The 17,047-nt window shown below is 62.6% G+C and carries 10 protein-coding genes; 3 read left to right on the top strand and 7 right to left on the bottom strand.

All coding sequences use genetic code 11. The features are described 5' to 3' along the window. Nucleotides 1-179: 179 nt before the first annotated feature. Nucleotides 180-2,741, bottom strand: coding sequence for a GcvT family protein (locus tag J2045_RS22730; RefSeq protein ID WP_307377621.1), 2,562 nt, complete (start codon nucleotides 2,739-2,741; stop codon nucleotides 180-182). Between the two features lie 383 nt (nucleotides 2,742-3,124). Between J2045_RS22730 and J2045_RS22725 the strand changes: the two genes are divergently transcribed. After that, nucleotides 3,125-3,655 (top strand): DUF992 domain-containing protein, encoded by a 531-nt coding sequence (locus J2045_RS22725; RefSeq protein ID WP_166602263.1) that lies wholly within the window; start codon nucleotides 3,125-3,127, stop codon nucleotides 3,653-3,655. 262 nt (nucleotides 3,656-3,917) lie between these two features. Here the strand turns inward: J2045_RS22725 and J2045_RS22720 are convergent, their stop codons facing one another. The 3 genes from J2045_RS22720 to J2045_RS22710 all read right to left on the bottom strand — a co-directional run bounded on the left by J2045_RS22720 (nucleotide 3,918) and on the right by J2045_RS22710 (nucleotide 11,896). Next, nucleotides 3,918-5,750 carry an ABC transporter ATP-binding protein gene (locus J2045_RS22720; protein ID WP_307377618.1) on the bottom strand — a complete coding sequence of 611 codons (1,833 nt, stop codon included), beginning with the start codon at nucleotides 5,748-5,750 and terminating at the stop codon, nucleotides 3,918-3,920. A 252-nt stretch (nucleotides 5,751-6,002) separates the two neighbouring features. After that, complete coding sequence (locus J2045_RS22715) at nucleotides 6,003-9,998, bottom strand: non-ribosomal peptide synthetase (RefSeq protein WP_307377615.1); 3,996 nt, start codon at nucleotides 9,996-9,998, stop codon at nucleotides 6,003-6,005. 440 nt (nucleotides 9,999-10,438) lie between these two features. Continuing rightward, nucleotides 10,439-11,896 carry a protein adenylyltransferase SelO gene (locus J2045_RS22710; RefSeq protein ID WP_307377624.1) on the bottom strand — a complete coding sequence of 486 codons (1,458 nt, stop codon included), beginning with the start codon at nucleotides 11,894-11,896 and terminating at the stop codon, nucleotides 10,439-10,441. A gap of 344 nt (nucleotides 11,897-12,240) precedes the next feature. Here J2045_RS22710 and J2045_RS22705 point away from each other — a divergent pair, with 344 nt between their 5' ends. Next, nucleotides 12,241-12,747, top strand: a complete 507-nt coding sequence (locus tag J2045_RS22705) for a hypothetical protein (RefSeq protein ID WP_307377612.1) — start codon at nucleotides 12,241-12,243, stop codon at nucleotides 12,745-12,747. Nucleotides 12,748-12,989: 242 nt separating this feature from the next. Then, the gene (locus J2045_RS22700) at nucleotides 12,990-13,562 is read left to right on the top strand and encodes a HupE/UreJ family protein (protein ID WP_307377609.1); all 573 of its coding nucleotides are present in this window, start codon (nucleotides 12,990-12,992) and stop codon (nucleotides 13,560-13,562) included. 210 nt (nucleotides 13,563-13,772) lie between these two features. On the opposite strand, the gene J2045_RS22695 is transcribed toward J2045_RS22700, so the two are convergent. The 3 genes from J2045_RS22695 to queF all read right to left on the bottom strand — a co-directional run bounded on the left by J2045_RS22695 (nucleotide 13,773) and on the right by queF (nucleotide 17,037). Next, nucleotides 13,773-15,698, bottom strand: coding sequence for a methyl-accepting chemotaxis protein (locus J2045_RS22695; RefSeq protein WP_307377606.1), 1,926 nt, complete (start codon nucleotides 15,696-15,698; stop codon nucleotides 13,773-13,775). A gap of 431 nt (nucleotides 15,699-16,129) precedes the next feature. Further along, the gene (locus J2045_RS22690) at nucleotides 16,130-16,480 is read right to left on the bottom strand and encodes a hypothetical protein (RefSeq protein WP_307377603.1); all 351 of its coding nucleotides are present in this window, start codon (nucleotides 16,478-16,480) and stop codon (nucleotides 16,130-16,132) included. A gap of 92 nt (nucleotides 16,481-16,572) precedes the next feature. Beyond that, nucleotides 16,573-17,037: a preQ(1) synthase gene (gene queF / locus J2045_RS22685; protein WP_307377600.1), complete on the bottom strand. Its 465-nt coding sequence runs from the start codon at nucleotides 17,035-17,037 to the stop codon at nucleotides 16,573-16,575. Nucleotides 17,038-17,047: the final 10 nt, after the last annotated feature.

The raw sequence follows: 17,047 nt of genomic DNA, 5'->3' as shown, positions 1-17,047 counted from the left end.
CAATCAGGTCGCGCTTATCGACCTCCTCAAAAGACAATGACTGTCAGGCATGTCTATGAACATCTGTCAGGAATGTCTCCGGGCTTTACACTTGTGCCGAGGACCCACGACGTGAATAAAATCAATCGGTTGCAGATGCTCGGGACAAGCCCGAGCATGACGAATGACCCGCCCTGCCCTCAGCTGCGCGGCTTCAAATTCTCCGGATCATAGAGCGGCTTATACCCCACCGCCGCAACCTCCACCGGGAACGTCTCAGCAAAATATTCCACATTCAGCTTCCGCCCCACCTCGCAATACTCCGCCGGCAGATAGGCGAGCGCGATGTTCTTCCCGATCGTCGGGCCATAGGCCACCGAGGTCGTGTAGGAGCGCCGTCCGAGGCTGTCGATCAGGACTTCGCCGGTGGCGGGGTCGACGACCGGCATGGAGCCGACGGGGTAGCGGGCGACGCCCTTGCTGTCGACATTGTCGGTCATCACGAGCGTGCAGAGCATGGCCGGCTGCTTAACCCGAGCCTTGTATTCGAGGTGCTTGGCCTTGCCGCGGAAATCGGCTTCCTTGACCTTGGGACGCGCCAGATCGGCTTCGATCAGGTTGTACTGGGTCAGAAGATCGGCGTTCTGGAGGCGCAGGCTCTTTTCCATGCGGCGGGAATTGGCATAGGTCTCGACACCGAAGGCCATGACGCCGGTGGCGCGGAGCGCATCCCAGACGGCGAGGCCGTCTTCGTATTTCATGTGCAGTTCCCAGCCCTGCTCGCCGACATAGGAGATGCGGAAGGCGGTCACGGACTTGCCTGATATTTCGATCTGCTTGATCGCGGCGAAGGGGAAGTTTTCCGGGTCGAGACCAGCCGGATCGGCGACGGCCTTTTTCAGCGTGTCGCGGGCGTTCGGGCCCCAGATGCCGATGGTGATGTATTTTTCCGACGTGTCGGTGATGGTGACATCAAGGCCGCGATCCTGGGCGACGCGCTTCATGTAGTGGAAGTCGCGCGGGCCGGCATCGGCGCCGTTGACCAGGCGGCAGCGGTCGGCGAGGCGGAAGACGGTGAAGTCGGCGCGCACCATGCCCTCGTCGTCGAGGAAGTGGGTGTAGATGCCCTTGCCGATATTCGCGTCACCGCCGATCTTGGCGGCGCAGAGCCATTCCAAGAGTTCGACATGATCTGGGCCTTCGATGTCGACCATGTGGAAGTGGCTGAGATTGACGATGCCGCAATCCTCGCTCATCGCCAGATGTTCGGCGTTTGAGACGCGCCAGAAGTGCCTGTTATCCCATTCGTTTTCACGAACCGGAACGCGATCGCCGTATTTTTCGAGCAGGTGCTCATTGGCGGCATAGCCATGCGCACGCTCCCAGCCGCCGAGTTCCATGAAGTAGCCGCCGAGTTCGACTTCGCGCTCGTACATCGGCGAGCGCTTGGCGTTGCGGCCAGAGGCATAGGGTTCGCGGGTATGAACGGCGGGGAAGTAGATCTTCTGGGCGGCCTCGTAGCAGCGGCCGGCGATGAAGTCTTCGGTCAGCTGGTGCGGGTAGAAACGGGCGTAATCGATCGAGTTGTGGTCGATCTCGGTGCGGCCATCGGTCATCCAGTCGGCGATCAGCTTGCCGTAGCCCGGACCGTCCTTGACCCAGATGGCGACGCAATACCAGAGGCCGCGCACCTTCTGGCTTTCGCCGCAGGACGGGCCGCCGGCAGCCGACACCTGCAGCAGGCCGTTGAAGCTATGGCTCTCATTATAGCCGAGTTCGCCGAGGATCGGCGTCAGCTCCATGGCGCGTTCGAGCGGCTCGAGGATCTGCTCCATCTCAAGGTCGCGCTGCGAGGGCGAAAGCCGCGCCTCGTGCTTTTCCAAGAGTTCACGCGGATGGCACATGCGCGGATTGGTCTGCTCGTAATAGCCCCATTCGATCTGGCCGCCCTCGGAGGTCTTCGGGTCGCCGGTGTCGCGCATATAGGCGGAGTTGCCCTGGTCGCGCAGCAGCGGATAGCCGATGTCCTTGCCGGTGCCTTCGAACTCGTTGTAGGGACCGAAGAAGGTCAGCGGATGGTCGACCGGCATGACCGGCAGGTCCTCGCCAACCATTTCGGCAATCAGGCGGCCCCAGAGACCGGCGCAGACCACGACGTGATCGGCCATGATCGTGCCGCGATGGGTGACGACGCCCTTGATACGGCCACCCTCGACGATCAGCGACTGGGCCGGCGTATTGCCGAACATCTGAAGCTTGCCGGACTTCTCCGCCGCATCGACGAGCTTGCCGGCGACGGTCTGCGAGCGCGGAATGACGAGGCCGGCATCCGGATCGAACATCCCGCCCATGACCTGGTCTTCCTCGATCAGCGGGAAGAGTTTCTTGATTTCAGCGGGCGAGACGTAATGCGCGCGGGTGCCAAACGCCTTGGCGGAGGACAGCTTGCGCTTGATCTCTTCCATCCAGATGTCGTCGCCGGTGCGGGCGACTTCGAGGCCACCGATGCGGGCGTAGTGGCCCATCTTCTCGAAGAAATCGATCGAATATTGCGTGGTCCAGACCGAGAGATAGTCATGGGACGTGGTGTAACAGAAGTCAGACGCATGCGCCGTCGAGCCGATATCGGTCGGAATGCCTGACTTGTCGATGCCGACGATGTCGTCCCAGCCGCGCTCGATCAGGTGATGCGCGATGGAGGCGCCGACGATGCCGCCGAGCCCGATGATGACGACTTTTGCCTTGGACGGAAACTCTGCCATGGTCTTTACGATACCCTGATGTCTGGGAGTGAATGATGTGGTGTCGATCTTAAGAGGCGCTGGCCGACATTTGCAGCCTGTCTGCGACATTCTGCAAGATCACCACGACCCGTTTGCAGTGCGAAAATCCGTCTGATCGCGGCGGGAGGGATCGGGCCAGTGTCGCAGGCGGGCTGATCATGGGCACAGCCCCCGAAAACGGGTGATGCGATCACCGCTGGCGGTTCCGGCGAGCGGACACCAGGAGGCGATGGATCGCCACGTTACCGCCCATCTTCAGCCTCAGTTGGATCAATCTTTGCCGCTAGGCGTTGTTCCACGCTGCCCGAGAAGCCGAAAACGGCCATCCCCGCCCGGCAGCCGAACATGGAAGGAGAATTGCCATGAAGAAAATGCTCATCCTGAGCCTCGCCGCCCTGCCCGTCCTCACCTCGGCCGGCATCACCGCCGCCGCCGACATGACTGCCGCCGCGCCTGTTCCTGCCGTTGTCGAAAGCGACCGCGTCGGTGGCGTGCGCATCGGTTACCTCGATTGCCAGATCGGCGGAGGCGTCGGTTATGTCCTGGGTTCGGCCAAGACGGCCGAGTGCACCTTCGCCTCGGTTGTCGATGGCGAGGCGCTCGACACCTACACAGGTTCGATCAAGAAATTCGGCGTCGACCTCGGTTTCACCACCAAGGGTCGCGTGATCTGGGCCGTCTTTGCGCCCACCGCCGGCTACCACAAGGGCTCGCTCGGCGGCCTCTATGGCGGTGCGACCGCAGAAGCGACCCTTGGCGCCGGCGTTGGCGCCAATGTGCTGTTTGGCGGCACGTCGGGCGCGATCCACCTGCAGCCGGTCAGCGTCTCCGGCCAGCTCGGCCTCAACATCGCCGCCACCGGCACCTCGATGACGCTGCAGCCGTCGATCTGATCGGCCGTATCAGCGGACAGACAAAAGGCGCCTCGCGAGGGGCGCCTTTTTTTTGATGCTGAGCAAGCGTTGCGCGTTCGGGAACGGGGATACCCCCCTCTGTCCTGCCGGACATCTCCCCCACAAGGGGGGAGACTGGCTAGTCCGCTGGACCTTCGCTCCCCATTGGTGCTCATGAAAGGGAGGCGGCATACGCGACGCTCCGCTCTCCCCCCTTGTGGGGGAGATGTCACGCAGTGACAGAGGGGGGTACCTTGGGCACTCACCCCTCCGCTTCCAGAAACCCACCGGACTGCCGCGCCCAGAGACCAGCATAATGCCCGCCCAACGCCAGCAACTCGCCATGCGTCCCCTGCTCAACGATCCGGCCATGATCGAGAATGACCAGCCGATCCATGGCGGCGATCGTCGAGAGGCGGTGGGCAATGGCGATCACAGTGCGGTCCTGCATCAGGCTTTCGAGACTGGTCTGGATCGCCTGTTCCACTTCGGAATCGAGCGCCGAGGTCGCCTCATCGAGGATCAGGATCGGGGCGTTCTTGAGGATGACGCGGGCGATTGCTATGCGCTGGCGCTGACCGCCGGAGAGTTTGACGCCGCGCTCGCCGACATGCGCGTCGAAGCCGGAACGACCGTTCCAGTCGGAGAGCTGCTCGATGAACTCCACCGCATGCGCCTGGCGTGCTGCCTCGATCACCTCGGCGCGTGTGGCCGAGCGGCGGCCATAGGCGATGTTGTCGTGGATCGAGCGATGCAGGAGCGAAGTGTCCTGCGTGACAACAGAGATATGCTGGCGGATGCTCGCCTGGGTCGCCTCGGCAACATCCTGGCCGTCGATGGTGATGCGGCCTGATTCGATGTCGTAGAAGCGCAGCAAAAGATTGACCAGCGTCGACTTACCGGCGCCCGAGCGACCGACAAGCCCGATGCGCTCGCCGGGTTTGATGTCGAGCGTCAGGTTCTCGATGATCCCGCCCTTGCGGCCATAGTGGAAGGAGATGTCGTCGAAGTGGATGGCGCCCTTGCTGATCTCAAGTGGCTTGGCTGACACCGGGTCCGTCAGCCCGATCGGCTTGGCGATCGTTTCCATTGCCTCGTGCACGGTGCCGACCTGATCGGAGATCTGGGTGATTTCCTGGGCGACGCGCGCCGAGGTGCCGGAGATCTGCAGCGTCATCGGCAGCACCATGGCGACGATGTCGATGCCAACGGCACCGTTGACCCAGAGCTGGATCGCGACCCAGGTGGTGCTGGCAATCAGCAGGCCGGACAGAAGCGTAAGCCCAAGCGAAAACAGCGACAGCCAGCGATGCTGGGTGATCATGCGCTCCGTGTGCAGATCGACGGAATCGCGGACGAAGGCATCCTCTTCTTCCGGTCGGGCAAAGAGCTTCACCGTCATGATATTGGTATAGCTGTCGACGATGCGGCCGACGAAATCGGAGCGCGCATGGGCGATCGCCTTCGAGCCACGGCGGATCTGCGGCACGATGGCGACGAGAAAGCCGATATAGGCAAGCGTCCACAGAACGACCGGCAGCACCAGCCACCAGCTGGCAGCGGCAAGAAAGGCCGCCGTGATGATGCCGAGGGCCGCGAGATACCAGACCACAGAAATGATCGAGACGACGGAGCTTCGAAGCGTATGGCCAATCTCCAGCACGCGCGAACCGATGCGCCCGGCAAAATCATTCTGGAAGAAGGAAATGTTCTGCCGGATGACATGCCAGTGGCTCTGCCAGCGCACCATATTGGTAACACCGGGTGCAATCGCCTGGTTGAGCACCAGCCCCTGCAAAAGCGTGACCAGCGGGCGGATGACCAGCACCAGCAGGATCAGGCCGAAGATCAGCCCCGCACCTTCGGAAAACACTCGGTCCGGCGGCGTTGTGGTGAGCACCTTGACCAGCTTGCCCATGAAGACCGGAATGGCGGCATCGGCAATCGCGACAAGCAAGCTGGCGAAGATCAGCGCAATGAACAGTCCCTTCGCCTGGCGCACGAAGAACCAGTAGAAGCTCAAGAGCCCTTCCGGCGGATTGCCCGGCGTCTCCCGGGCAGTGGGAACGATGATCGTCTCGAAAAAGCGCAGCATGAAAAGGACTCTGGAAAAACGCAGTCTCCGCAAGCGGAAGATGCAGGGGCGAATCGGGAGAGGAACAGACCGGATTGAAGGCCTGGCATGCAGCGCTGGCAATGGGACAAATTCACGGCGGGATTGCATTGTTTGCCGAACAACCGGCTTCGGTCATCAGAACGAACAAAAGGCGCCTCGCAATGGGGCGCCTTTTGCTCTTTGCCACCTCTGTGGGGCATCGGGAGGAGCGAGGTGGCTTCTATGATTGCGCTAACCTGCCACGCGCGCCTTGTCCCATTCATCCCGCCGCAAGACGAGGATCTCGCGCAGCAGTTCCGCCTGGATCACCGCACCCACTTCCGCCGCCGGTTGTGGGTCGAGCATATTGTCATGCCCGCAATCGAGCGTGCGCAGGTAGATCCGACCGCCGATATGCGGCAGCCAGGCTTCCGGCGCATACTGGATCACCGAGCGGGTGGCGCCGGCGGCCATCACGCGGCCGGCCCGGAAGAAATGCAGGTCGACATCGACATCTCCCGGCACGAAGCGCGCCGCGAGGTTGAAATTGTCCAGAATCGTCTGCCGGGCCCTGTCTACGAGCTTGGGATCGTCAAGCCCGGTATAGGAGAGATAGCCGGAATTCTGCTGGTAGAAGCGATCGACGGCATAGTCGCCGAGCGCCTTCAGCGTTTCGATGCCGTCGACAGCCTCGGGTGGCCCGCCGAGAAAGGCCATGCCCGCCTCCACCAGCATGCTCTCGTCCATATGGCTGGCATCCGACTGGAAGATGTAGGAATCCAGCATCCCGAGAAAGGCGACATGCTCCCCGTCTTCGCGCAGCAGCCTGGCGATTTCATGCGCCACAAGCCCGCCCAGCGACCAGCCAAGCAGATGATAGGGACCATGCGGCTGCCGGCTGCGGATGCGCTCAAGATACCGCGCCGCCATGCCCTCCAGGGATCGCGGTGCGGCCTGCGCGTCGCTCAGCGCATCGGCCTGCAGCGCATAGATCGGCACGTCTTCGCCGACATGCTGGGCAAGGCCGAAAAAGCCCCAGCCGAGGCCGAGCAGCGGATGAATGCAGAACAGCGGCGCCCGGTCGCCATGCGCCTTGATCGGCAGCATCGGCTGCATCAGCGAATGCGGTTCGTCCACCACTTCCAGCCGCTCCGCAAGCGCTGCAATTGTCGGCGTATCGAACACAGCACCGAGCGGCACCTCGCCGTTCAGCCGGCTGCGGAGCGCCGAGATCATGCCGGCAGCAGCAAGCGAATCCCCGCCGAGCGCAAAGAAGTCGTCATGCACCCCGACGCTGTCGAGACCAAGCACCTCGCACCAGAGAGCCGCAATCGCCCGTTCCGTCTCGTTGCGCGGCTGAACGGCGTCCTGCTGCGCAATGTTTTGCGGCGGCGGCAGCGCCTTGCGGTCGATCTTGCCATTGCCGTTCAGCGGCAGGATCGGCAGCGACACATAGAGCGCGGGAACCATGTGGCTCGGCAATACGCCCGCCAGCCGTTTCGCAAGCTCGGCACCTTCGGGAAGCTCAGCCTCCCCCTCGGGCACAACATAGGCCACCAGCCGCTTTTCCATGCCCTGGTCGTCGCGCAGCACGACGACCGCCTGCTGAATGCCATCCATGGCGACCAGCGCCGCTTCGATCTCTCCCGGCTCGATGCGGAAGCCGCGGATCTTGATCTGGAAGTCATTGCGCCCGAGATAGTCGAGCACACCATCCGCCCTCCAGCGCACCAGATCGCCGGTGCGGTAAAGCCTGCCCTCGCGCCCGGTAAAGGCATCGGGGATGAAACGCTCCTCGGTGAGATCCGGTCGGTTGAGATAGCCCTTGGCAACGCCCATCCCGCCGATCAGCAGCTCGCCGACAAAGCCGGGCGGCACGGGCTGGCCATGCCGGTCGATCACATAGACTTCCGTATTCCAGATCGGCCGACCGATCACCGGCGCGGCAAGCTCGTTGCCGGCAAGCGGCATCACCGTTGACCAGACCGTGGTCTCGGTCGGGCCGTAGAGATTGAGGATGGGGGACCCGAGCTTCGCCATCATCTGCGCCAGCTCCGGCGCCAGCGCTTCGCCACCGACCAGGGGACGCAGACCCTCGAGCCCGGAAACACCGTCCCGCAGCAAGGCACGCCACAGCGAGGGCGTCGACTGGAACACGGTGATCCGCTCACGCTGGATCATCTGCCGCAGCGCCTGCGGATCGCGCACCGTGTCGCGCGTGGCAATGATAGTGACAGCGCCAACAGTTAGGGGAAGGAAAAGCTCAAGCACGGCAATGTCGAAGGCGATCGTGGTCACCGCCAGCAGCCGGTCGGACGCCTTCAGGCCCACTGTTTCCTGCATGGCCAGCAGGAAATTGCTCAAGCCCCGATGGGCGATCTCGACGCCCTTCGGACGCCCGGTGGAACCGGAGGTGAAGATCACATAGGCCGTATCCTGCGGACCGGGCGGCAGAGGCAGCACCACATCGGGCAGATCGGGATGCACATCCGGCAGCTGGTCCTGGTAGACGCGCGGCACGGCCCCGAAATCGACTTCGCTTTCCAGCGTCGTGGTGGTGACAACAATGGCGGGCTTTGCCTCGGACAGGATCGCCGCGAGCCGGTCGCTGCGATCGGACGGATCAAGCGGCAGATAGGCCGCCCCGCTCTTCAGGATGGCCAGCAGAATGACCACCATCGCCTCGGACCGCGGCAAGGCGACCGCGACAAGATCGCCGGGCGCAATGCCGAGCCGGCGCAAATGCCCGGCCCAAAGGTCGGACTGGCGGTCGAGTTCGCCGTAGCTGAGCGCCGTCTCGCCGAAGACGACAGCTGTTGCCTCCGGGCTGCGGGCCACCTGTCGGGCAAACAGGACCGGCAGGCTGACGAGTTCCACCGGGCGACCGGTGGCGTTCCAGTCGAACAGCACCTTGTGCCGTTCATCCGGCAAGAGCAGCGAGCGCTGCGCCAGGGGGACATCGGGTTCGCGCAACAGACTGTCGAACAGACCGATGAAGCGCTGCTGATGATCGACCAATTCCGCAAGATCGTAGAGAGCCGGATTGGCGTCGAAATCGAAGCGCACGGAGCCGCCGTCACCCCGATCATAGGCGAAGATGGTCAGATCGGTCATCGTGCCATTCGACAGATTGCGGGCCGAGGCCGGCAGGCCGTTGAAATCCAGCTGGTAGTTGAAGGGCTCGATGTTGACGCCCAGCCAGGCGATCTGTTGGTCGCGATGCGACAGGCTGAGATCGCGGCGCATGTCCTCGTAACGATAGCGCTGGTAGCGCAGCGCCCGGGACATCTGCTGCGTCACCTGCCGGATCAGATCCGAAAACGTGGTCTCCGGCCCGATACGGAACCGAAGCGGCACGGCATTGGCAACCATGCCCGGAATGCGTCGCATGTCGGCGCTGATCCGCGCCGTCACCATGGTCAGAATGACCAGATCCTCGACATCCGTCGCCTTGGCGTAATAACTGGCCACCAGCGCAATCAGGGTCTGTGGCAGGCTGCCACCCGCCTGACGGCCCAAGGCCTCGATGGCGCTGATCCGGCAGCGTTCGATCTCCACACTGTGGCGCAAGAGCCCGCCGACCGGCTCCATCTTGCGACGCGTCAGGGTCACAGGGTCCGGCACCCCCCGCAGCTGCTCCTGCCAATAATTGCGGTCCCGCTCGAAATGCACCGACCGCCGATAGGATTGCTCGTAGCTCTTCAGGTCATCCGGTGAGCCGAAATCGCAAGGGGCCGCCACGCGGCCATTCTCCAGCGCGCCGTAGAGTTCCGCCACCCGATGAGCCAGAAGCCCGCCCGAAAATCCATCGAGCAGGATGTGATGCGCGGCATGGTACCAGATCCAGCGTCCGGCATGCAGCCGAAGCAAAGCGCTCTGCCACAGGTCGTCCTCTGCGAGATCGACAGGCTTGCCGATTTCCGCCGCCATCCAGGCCTCGGCTGCCGCAGCAGGGTCCGTTTCCCCTTCGAAGTCAACAACCTGAAATTGCTTTTCGTAACGATCGAGTGAAACCTGGTAGGGCTGGCCATCAAGCTCGCGGATGCGGGATCGCAGCATCGGAAGCTCGCAGGTCAATTGAATCAAGGACGCCAAAAAACTCTGTGGATTGAGATTTCCGTGGATTTCGATCGCTTCGCCCAGCATGAAACTCCAGCCGGAACCCGATATCTTTTCCTTCAACCACATACCAGACTGCGGCAACGAAAGCTCTCTTACTTGGTTGCTGTGGTGGAATATAGAATTCATGGCGTTTTTAAACTCCAGTCCCGAAACAAGACACATGTATTCGGCACCAAGGGGCACACAGCCCGATGGTTGATACGATTTATGCAGGTTAGAAAATTCCAAAATTAGAGAAGTTCTACATCGGTATAAAATACCCGATGCGACTTTCAGTCATTTATGTTTGTAAAGCCAACATAGCAGACTTTTTTTGTGCTACGCAATGTGAGGGTCCCTACGATTTGTCGTTCGCAAAAACAAATAGGGCGCAATTGGGAAAACCCATACAAACGCATGGGTTGAATTCCGGGCAAAGATGGCAGAACTGCGAACCCGCACGGCAAGACGATGCTGCAGCGCACGCAACAAAGCTCTGTTGAAACAGCAAGGTAGCCGGAAACGGGCCCGACTGCGGTCGAGACCGCCAGCTGTTTATAAGCACGCCCTTGCGGTCGCAGGCGCGGTCACGTCCCGCAGAAGGTCCGCGTGACACGCTCGTCAGGGGTTGGAGGCACCCTCAGGTCAGCGGTTTCGGGATCTTCGGCATAGGGATTGGCCAAAGCCTCGACCAGCCTGTGAAAGAAGGAGAAGTCGTTGTAGATCGCAGCCGCGATCGCCTCCTCGATCCGGTGGTTGCGGGGGATGAGTGCTGGATTGACCGCCTCCATCGCCGCCTGCCGCTGGGCCTCGGTGCGTGCGTCCTCGATCCGGGCACGCCAGCGCACAAGCCAGTCGGACAATCCGAGCGGAGTCGTGAAGAGATCGGTAAGCGTCTCCATCGCGGCCCCACCAGCGACCTTGGAGAGAGTGCGGAAGGTCAGCGTGAAATCGGCCTCGCCCTGATGCATCAACTCGAGGAAATCGGTGACCAGGAGACGGTCGTCCGCCCCCTCACCCGTCATGCCGAGCTTGGCCTTGAACAGATCAATCCACTCGGCCTGGAAGGTATCGCCGAACCCCTTGAGGACGCCATTTGCCGCCTCGACTGCCTTTTCCTCATCCGCATCAAGGAGCGGCAGCAGGCATTCCGCGAGCCGCGCAATGTTCCACTGGCCGATGCCGGGCTGGTTCGCATAGGCATAGCGTCCGCGCTGGTCGATCGAGGAAAAGACCTTGCGCGGATCATATTCGTCAAGAAAGGCACAAGGGCCGAAATCGATGGTTTCGCCTGATATGGCCATGTTGTCGGTGTTCATCACGCCGTGGATGAAGCCGATCGACAGCCAGCGGGCAATGAGCCTTGCCTGCCGCTCGGCGATCAGGGTGAGCATGGCGAGATAGGGATTGTCCGCCGCCCGCACGTCCGGATAGTGCCGGTCGATCACGTGGTCGGCGAGCGTCTTCACCGCGTCCTCGTCGCCTTGCGCCGCGAAGAACTGGAAAGTGCCGACGCGGATGTGGCTGGCCGCGACGCGGGTGAAGACGGCGCCAGGCAGCATGGTCTCCCGGACGACCTGTTCACCGGTCGAGACAGCCGCCAGCGCCCGCGTTGCGGGAACGTTGAGGGCGGCAAAGGCCTCCGAGACGAGGTATTCGCGCAGGACCGGTCCGAGCGCGGCAAGCCCGTCGCCATTGCGCGAAAAGGCGGTCCGTCCCGCCCCCTTCAGCTGGATGTCGCGACGGTTTCCGTGCCGGTCGATGACTTCTCCCAGCAGAAGCGCGCGTCCGTCACCAAGCTGCGGATTGAAATGGCCGAACTGGTGACCGGCATAGGCCTGCGCCAGCGGCTCGGCGCCGACTGGGATCACCTGCCCGGAAAACAGCTGGGCGAACTGCACCTCGTCTGCGCCGCCCTTATCGAGCCCGAGCTCTTCGGCCAGCGAATGGTTGAAGCGGATGAGTTCTGGCGCACGGGCGGCGGCGGGTTTCGCCCGCCGGTGGAAGGTCTGCGGCAGGCGGGCATAGCTGTTGTCGAAGGAAATCAAGAAGACACTCCCTGTTCGGCATCGCGCCGGACATGCATTTGGATCCGTTTCCCCAATATGGGCAGCCGGCACGCCGGGGCAAGGCGAAACGGCGCTGGCGAGAGCAGCCGCCTCGCAAGACTCGGGAGCTTGGATGGCCTGTGGTTTTTCCGCATGCTCCCGGCGCATTGACCTTCAAGGTCCGGTTATCGACCCCGGGGGCCGACGGATGCAACCTCTGTGGAAAGCCGGCCAGTCGCGGCGAAGGGCTCGCTTGCGCAGACCGAGGGCGAAAGGCTACGGTCCAGCCATGCAATGGGGCGCCCGGTCAAGACGCGCGCCCGGATCTGGAACCAAACGCCATGCGCCTGAAGACATCCCTGCTTGCTGCTCTCATTCTCCCGCTCGCGGTCCTTTCCGCCTGCACCACGACGGAGGACGCCAACCGCGCCCTGCAGTCCCGCTGGATCGGCCAGCCCGTGGAGCGCTTCTTTGCCGCCTATGGCCCGCCGATCAACGAATACCCGCTGTCATCGGGCACGATCTACACCTGGCGCGGCGGCGACAAGACGCGCTACATCCCGCCGACCTATTCGAGCCCCGAACCCGCCCGCACAACGGTCCGCACGGAAACCCGCACCGACAGCGCGGGCAAGACGGTGGTCACCCAGACGCGTGTCGTCACCCGCGACCCCTTCTGGGAGCCGGAGATGATCAGCCCGCCGCAATACCAGCAGCTCTTCTGCGAATTGCAGATCAACACCGACAAGGCAGGCGTGATCGCCACGATCCGGGCCAGCAATGATACCGATGGCGACGGTTTCAGCCTGTCGCGCTGCGCGGAAGTGCTGGGTGTGGAGAAGCAATAGACAGCAGGGCGGAACGGAACGGCTCTGAAGGAGGCACCGTATGCATCGTCCTGTTCTGCCGGCGTCACGTGCTGCCGCAGACGCCATGGCTTGACCACCGGCATTCGACGTAGGTTTCAACGAAGCTTTGCCGTGGACATCCGCAGACGGGTTACGCTAGGCTCAGTCATGGTTTAAGGGGGCGATCGGCGGGACCGAATTCCGGCCGCCTTGAGTCGACCAATTAGAGGGACGAAAAAGACATGTTGAAGCGCCTTTCACTTACCGCTGCCCTGTTTACAATGGCTGCAGCCCCCGCCTTTGCCCATCTTGATCCTGCAGCACACGGCTCGCTGATGGCCGGCATCTCCCATCCGCTCTTCGGCGCCGACCACATCCTGGCCATGGTCGCCGTCGGCATCTGGGCAAGCCAGATCGGTGGCCGTGCGCTCTGGGCGGTTCCGGCCGCCTTCGTCTCGATGATGGCCGTCGGCTTCGGCCTCGCCGTAGCCGGCGTCTCCCTGCCCTTCGTCGAGCCGGCAATCCTCGCATCCGTGATCGGCCTCGGCCTTCTGGTCGCAGCCGCCGTGCGCCTGCCAGTCGCAGCCTCGGCTGCCGTCGTCGGCCTCTTCGCCCTGTTCCACGGCCATGCCCATGGCGGCGAACTTGGTGCTGCCGGCGCGCTGTCCTTCGGCCTCGGCTTCCTGATCGCCACTGCGGCCCTGCATGGCGCCGGCATTGCCCTTGGCCTCGGCGTCACCCGCCTCGGGCCGGCCGTCGCCCGCGTCCTGGGCGTTGCCACAGTGTTTGGTGGCGCCGCGATCGCCTTCGGCTGATCGGTTCGCGTCTGGCTGATCTGAGCCTCATCTCATATGCAAGCGGCGGCTCTCGGGCCGCCGTTTTCGTTTGCCCTTGAAGAGACACCTCTATCCGAGGGCCCTCAGGCTTTGCCGACGAAGGCCAACATGGCCGGAACCTCGACATGAAAGAACGGCGCGACAGGATCGCGCCGTTCCATGTTTCTCTACAAAAGAGATCTTTGCAGCTCAGAACTCTTCCCAGTCGTTGCGAACGGCAGCATTGCCCTGGAAGGCCGAAGCAAGCTTGCGGCTGAGCGTCCTGGCCGGAGACGCATGCTGGACCTCGGCGCCGCCCGCCGGTCGTGGCCGGTGGGACGTCGCCTGTGCAGGCTGCCCCATCCTGAACTGCGCCAACAGTCCATTGAGGGCACCCACCTCCTTGGCGAGGCTGTAGCTGGCTGCGGTGGTCTCCTCGACCATGGCCGCATTCTTCTGCGTGTCCTGGTCCATCTGATTGACCGCCGTGTTGACCTGCTGCAGCCCCGAAGACTGCTCCTGAGCCGCTTCGACAATGGCAACCACGTGGCGGTTGATTTCCTGCACCTCGGCCACTATGTTTTCCAGGGCCTTGCCGGTATGGCCAACCAGCTGCACGCCCTCCTGGACCTGCTCGTTCGACGCCATGATCAGCGACTTGATCTCCTTCGCGGCCGTAGCCGAACGCTGGGCAAGCTCACGCACCTCCTGAGCCACGACCGCAAAACCCTTGCCGGCTTCACCGGCACGAGCGGCCTCGACCCCGGCATTCAACGCCAAGAGGTTGGTCTGGAAGGCAATCTCGTCGATCACGCCGATGATGTTGGAGATCGACTGCGACGACTGCTCGATCTTTTCCATCGCGACCACGGCCTTGCGGACGATGTTGCCGGACTCTTCGGCACCCGACTTGGTGCGGGACACCAGCTGGCCAGCTTCCTGGGCACGCTTCGTGCTGTCCTTGACCGTCGTGGTGATCTGCTCGAGGGCGGCTGCAGTCTGCTCCACGGCAGCGGCCTGCTGTTCGGTACGCTTGGCAAGATCGTCGGCAGCCGACTTGATCTCGTTTGACCCGGCATCGATGCCCCGGGCATTTGTGGCAACCCGGGACAGGGCGTCTTCGAGCTTGGAGGCAGAGGTGTTGAAGTCCATGCGCACGCCGTCCAGCGACTGGACAAAGGGCTGGTCGATGCGGAAGGACAGGTCACCGTCAGACAGGCGGGACAGCGCCATGGCGAGATTGTCGACCGCGAACTTGACGTCCTCGGCTTCCTTCAGGGTCTGTTCCTGGCGTGCCAGTCGCTCCTGCTCGCTGATGCTGCGATTGGCCTCGGCCTCTCGTTCAAGTCGGGTCCGGTCCTTGGCATTGGTCCGGAAGACCTCGGCCGCCTTGGCGATCTGGCCAATTTCATCGTGACGCCCGAGGCCCGGAATGTCGTCTTCGACATTGCCCTCGGCAAGTCCCGCCAGGCGGGCCCGCAGGGTGAGCATGGGACGCGTGATGCCGGCCTGCGAAATGTAGAGCGCAACCGCAAAGGCGACGATCAGACCCGCAGCAACACCGAAGATGCTCGAGCGCGTTGCAGAAGAGACGGAATCCCCAAGTGCAGCAGTGCCATCGGTCAGAAGTGTCTGCATGGCCTGGTTCTGATTGCCGCTGAGCGTCGACAGCTTGCCGAACAGTTCCTCGTGTTTCGCCTGCGTAGCTGCGACCTCAGCCGTGTCCCCGGCAGCGGCAGCGGCGAGCATCTGGTCGAGATTCTGCTTGAGTTCGGCGATGAATGCGGTGAGTTCCGTGAGCGCTTCGGTGCGGCTCGGGACCTCCTTGATCACCCGTTCATAACGCTCGGTCGCGGTCTTGAAGTTTTTCTCATAGCGCTCGGCAAGCGCTTTGTATGCCTCAGACTTGGGATCCATGTCGGCCATGCGCAGCGACATCGAGACCGACGTCCAGATCGCGGCGGAGGCACGTGCCCCCAGGATCGTGAGATCCGCCTCCCGGGTCAGGAGAACCTGGTACTGGTTATTGGTAGAATTCAGGGTCACCGCCAGCCAGGCTGAAGTTGCGGTGGACATGATCGCCAGAACCAGGAGTGCTACGAGCACCTTGCTTCTGATCGTCAGCTTTTCCAACATGAAGTGTTCCTTTCGGGCACGAAGAATACCGGAGCCAGGGCGCACGAAGCTCACACCGGCATCGCGGGTGAGAGCGAGGCCGACGATCTCCGTTCGCAGGTGAGACTGCGCCTTTCGGCACGCCTGACACTGAAATCGAAAAAATGTGGGGAAGCCCATTCATTGAGCCGAAAGACGAGCCTCGCGGAGGCCCGAAGGGAAGCAAGTGACGGAGATCCGGAGGACGGAGTCCGACACCATTTACAGCCCTTCGATAATCACCGACGAGAACGAGGACTGCACGGAAGACACTGTCATCCGCGACCATTTGTCGAAATTACGAATATCGGCATATCGTCAATAAATGGTTAGGCATGTATCACAAACGGCATACGCAGGTGGCGTCCCCAACTTTCGATTCAATCACGATGGGATGCGTCTTGCCGCCCGCTTCAGCCCGCAGCTTCGGTGACGAAGGGCATGATGTCGACGCCGTCGCCGGGAAAGACGGTGATATGTGGATGATCCCGGAAGAGCTCAGCGGCTGCGCCTGCCGTCTCGGCCTCGACGATCAGATAGCCGCAGATCGCATTCGTCGCGGGCGTGATGCCGTCACGCGTGACCCGGGTTGTCTTGCCGACCATGCCGCCGCGATTGACGATCGCAGCGTCGTTGCGCTCTTCCCACGCCACCCATCGAGGAACGCCCGCGGCATCGATTGCATCCTGCTCGACCTTGGAGAGACTGCGGAAACGCGCGAGGTCCTCGGGCTTCATCGTGTAGACAGCAAGAAACTTCGGCATGCTGACGGCTCCGACTCAGGTGAGAACGCCGCAAATCCTAGCGCGAAAGTTGCGCCGAGTCATTCTGGCTCACCAGTCCGCCCGAGAGGCGATCAGCCGCGCCCGCGATAGGTCGCGACACCCTGCTCGGGCAGCCAGACGCCTTCCGGCGGAGCCCCTGTCTGCCAGAACACATCGATCGGAATGCCGCCACGCGGATACCAGTAGGCGCCAATCCGCAGCCATTTGGGATCAAGCAGCTCGACGATGCGCTTGGCGATATAGACCGAGCAGTCCTCGTGGAAGGCGCCGTGGTTGCGGAAGGCAAAGAGGAAGAGCTTCAGCGACTTCGATTCCACCAGCCAGTCGCCCGGAATGTAATCGATGACGATATGGGCGAAATCGGGCTGGCCGGTCATCGGGCAGAGCGAGGTGAACTCGGGTGCCGTGAAGCGCACGACATAATCCGTGCCGGCATTGCCGTTCGGCACGCGCTCGAGAACGGCGCTCTCGGGGCTCGTTGGTGCATCCACGCTCTGGCCGAGCTGAGTCAGCCCGGACGTATCAGTCTTGCTCATGTTATATCCT

Origin of the sequence: Peteryoungia aggregata LMG 23059 (assembly GCF_030814435.1) — a bacterium.
Taxonomy (GTDB): Bacteria; Pseudomonadota; Alphaproteobacteria; order Rhizobiales; family Rhizobiaceae; genus Allorhizobium; species Allorhizobium aggregatum.
This window is presented reverse-complemented; position numbering and strand designations above follow the sequence as displayed.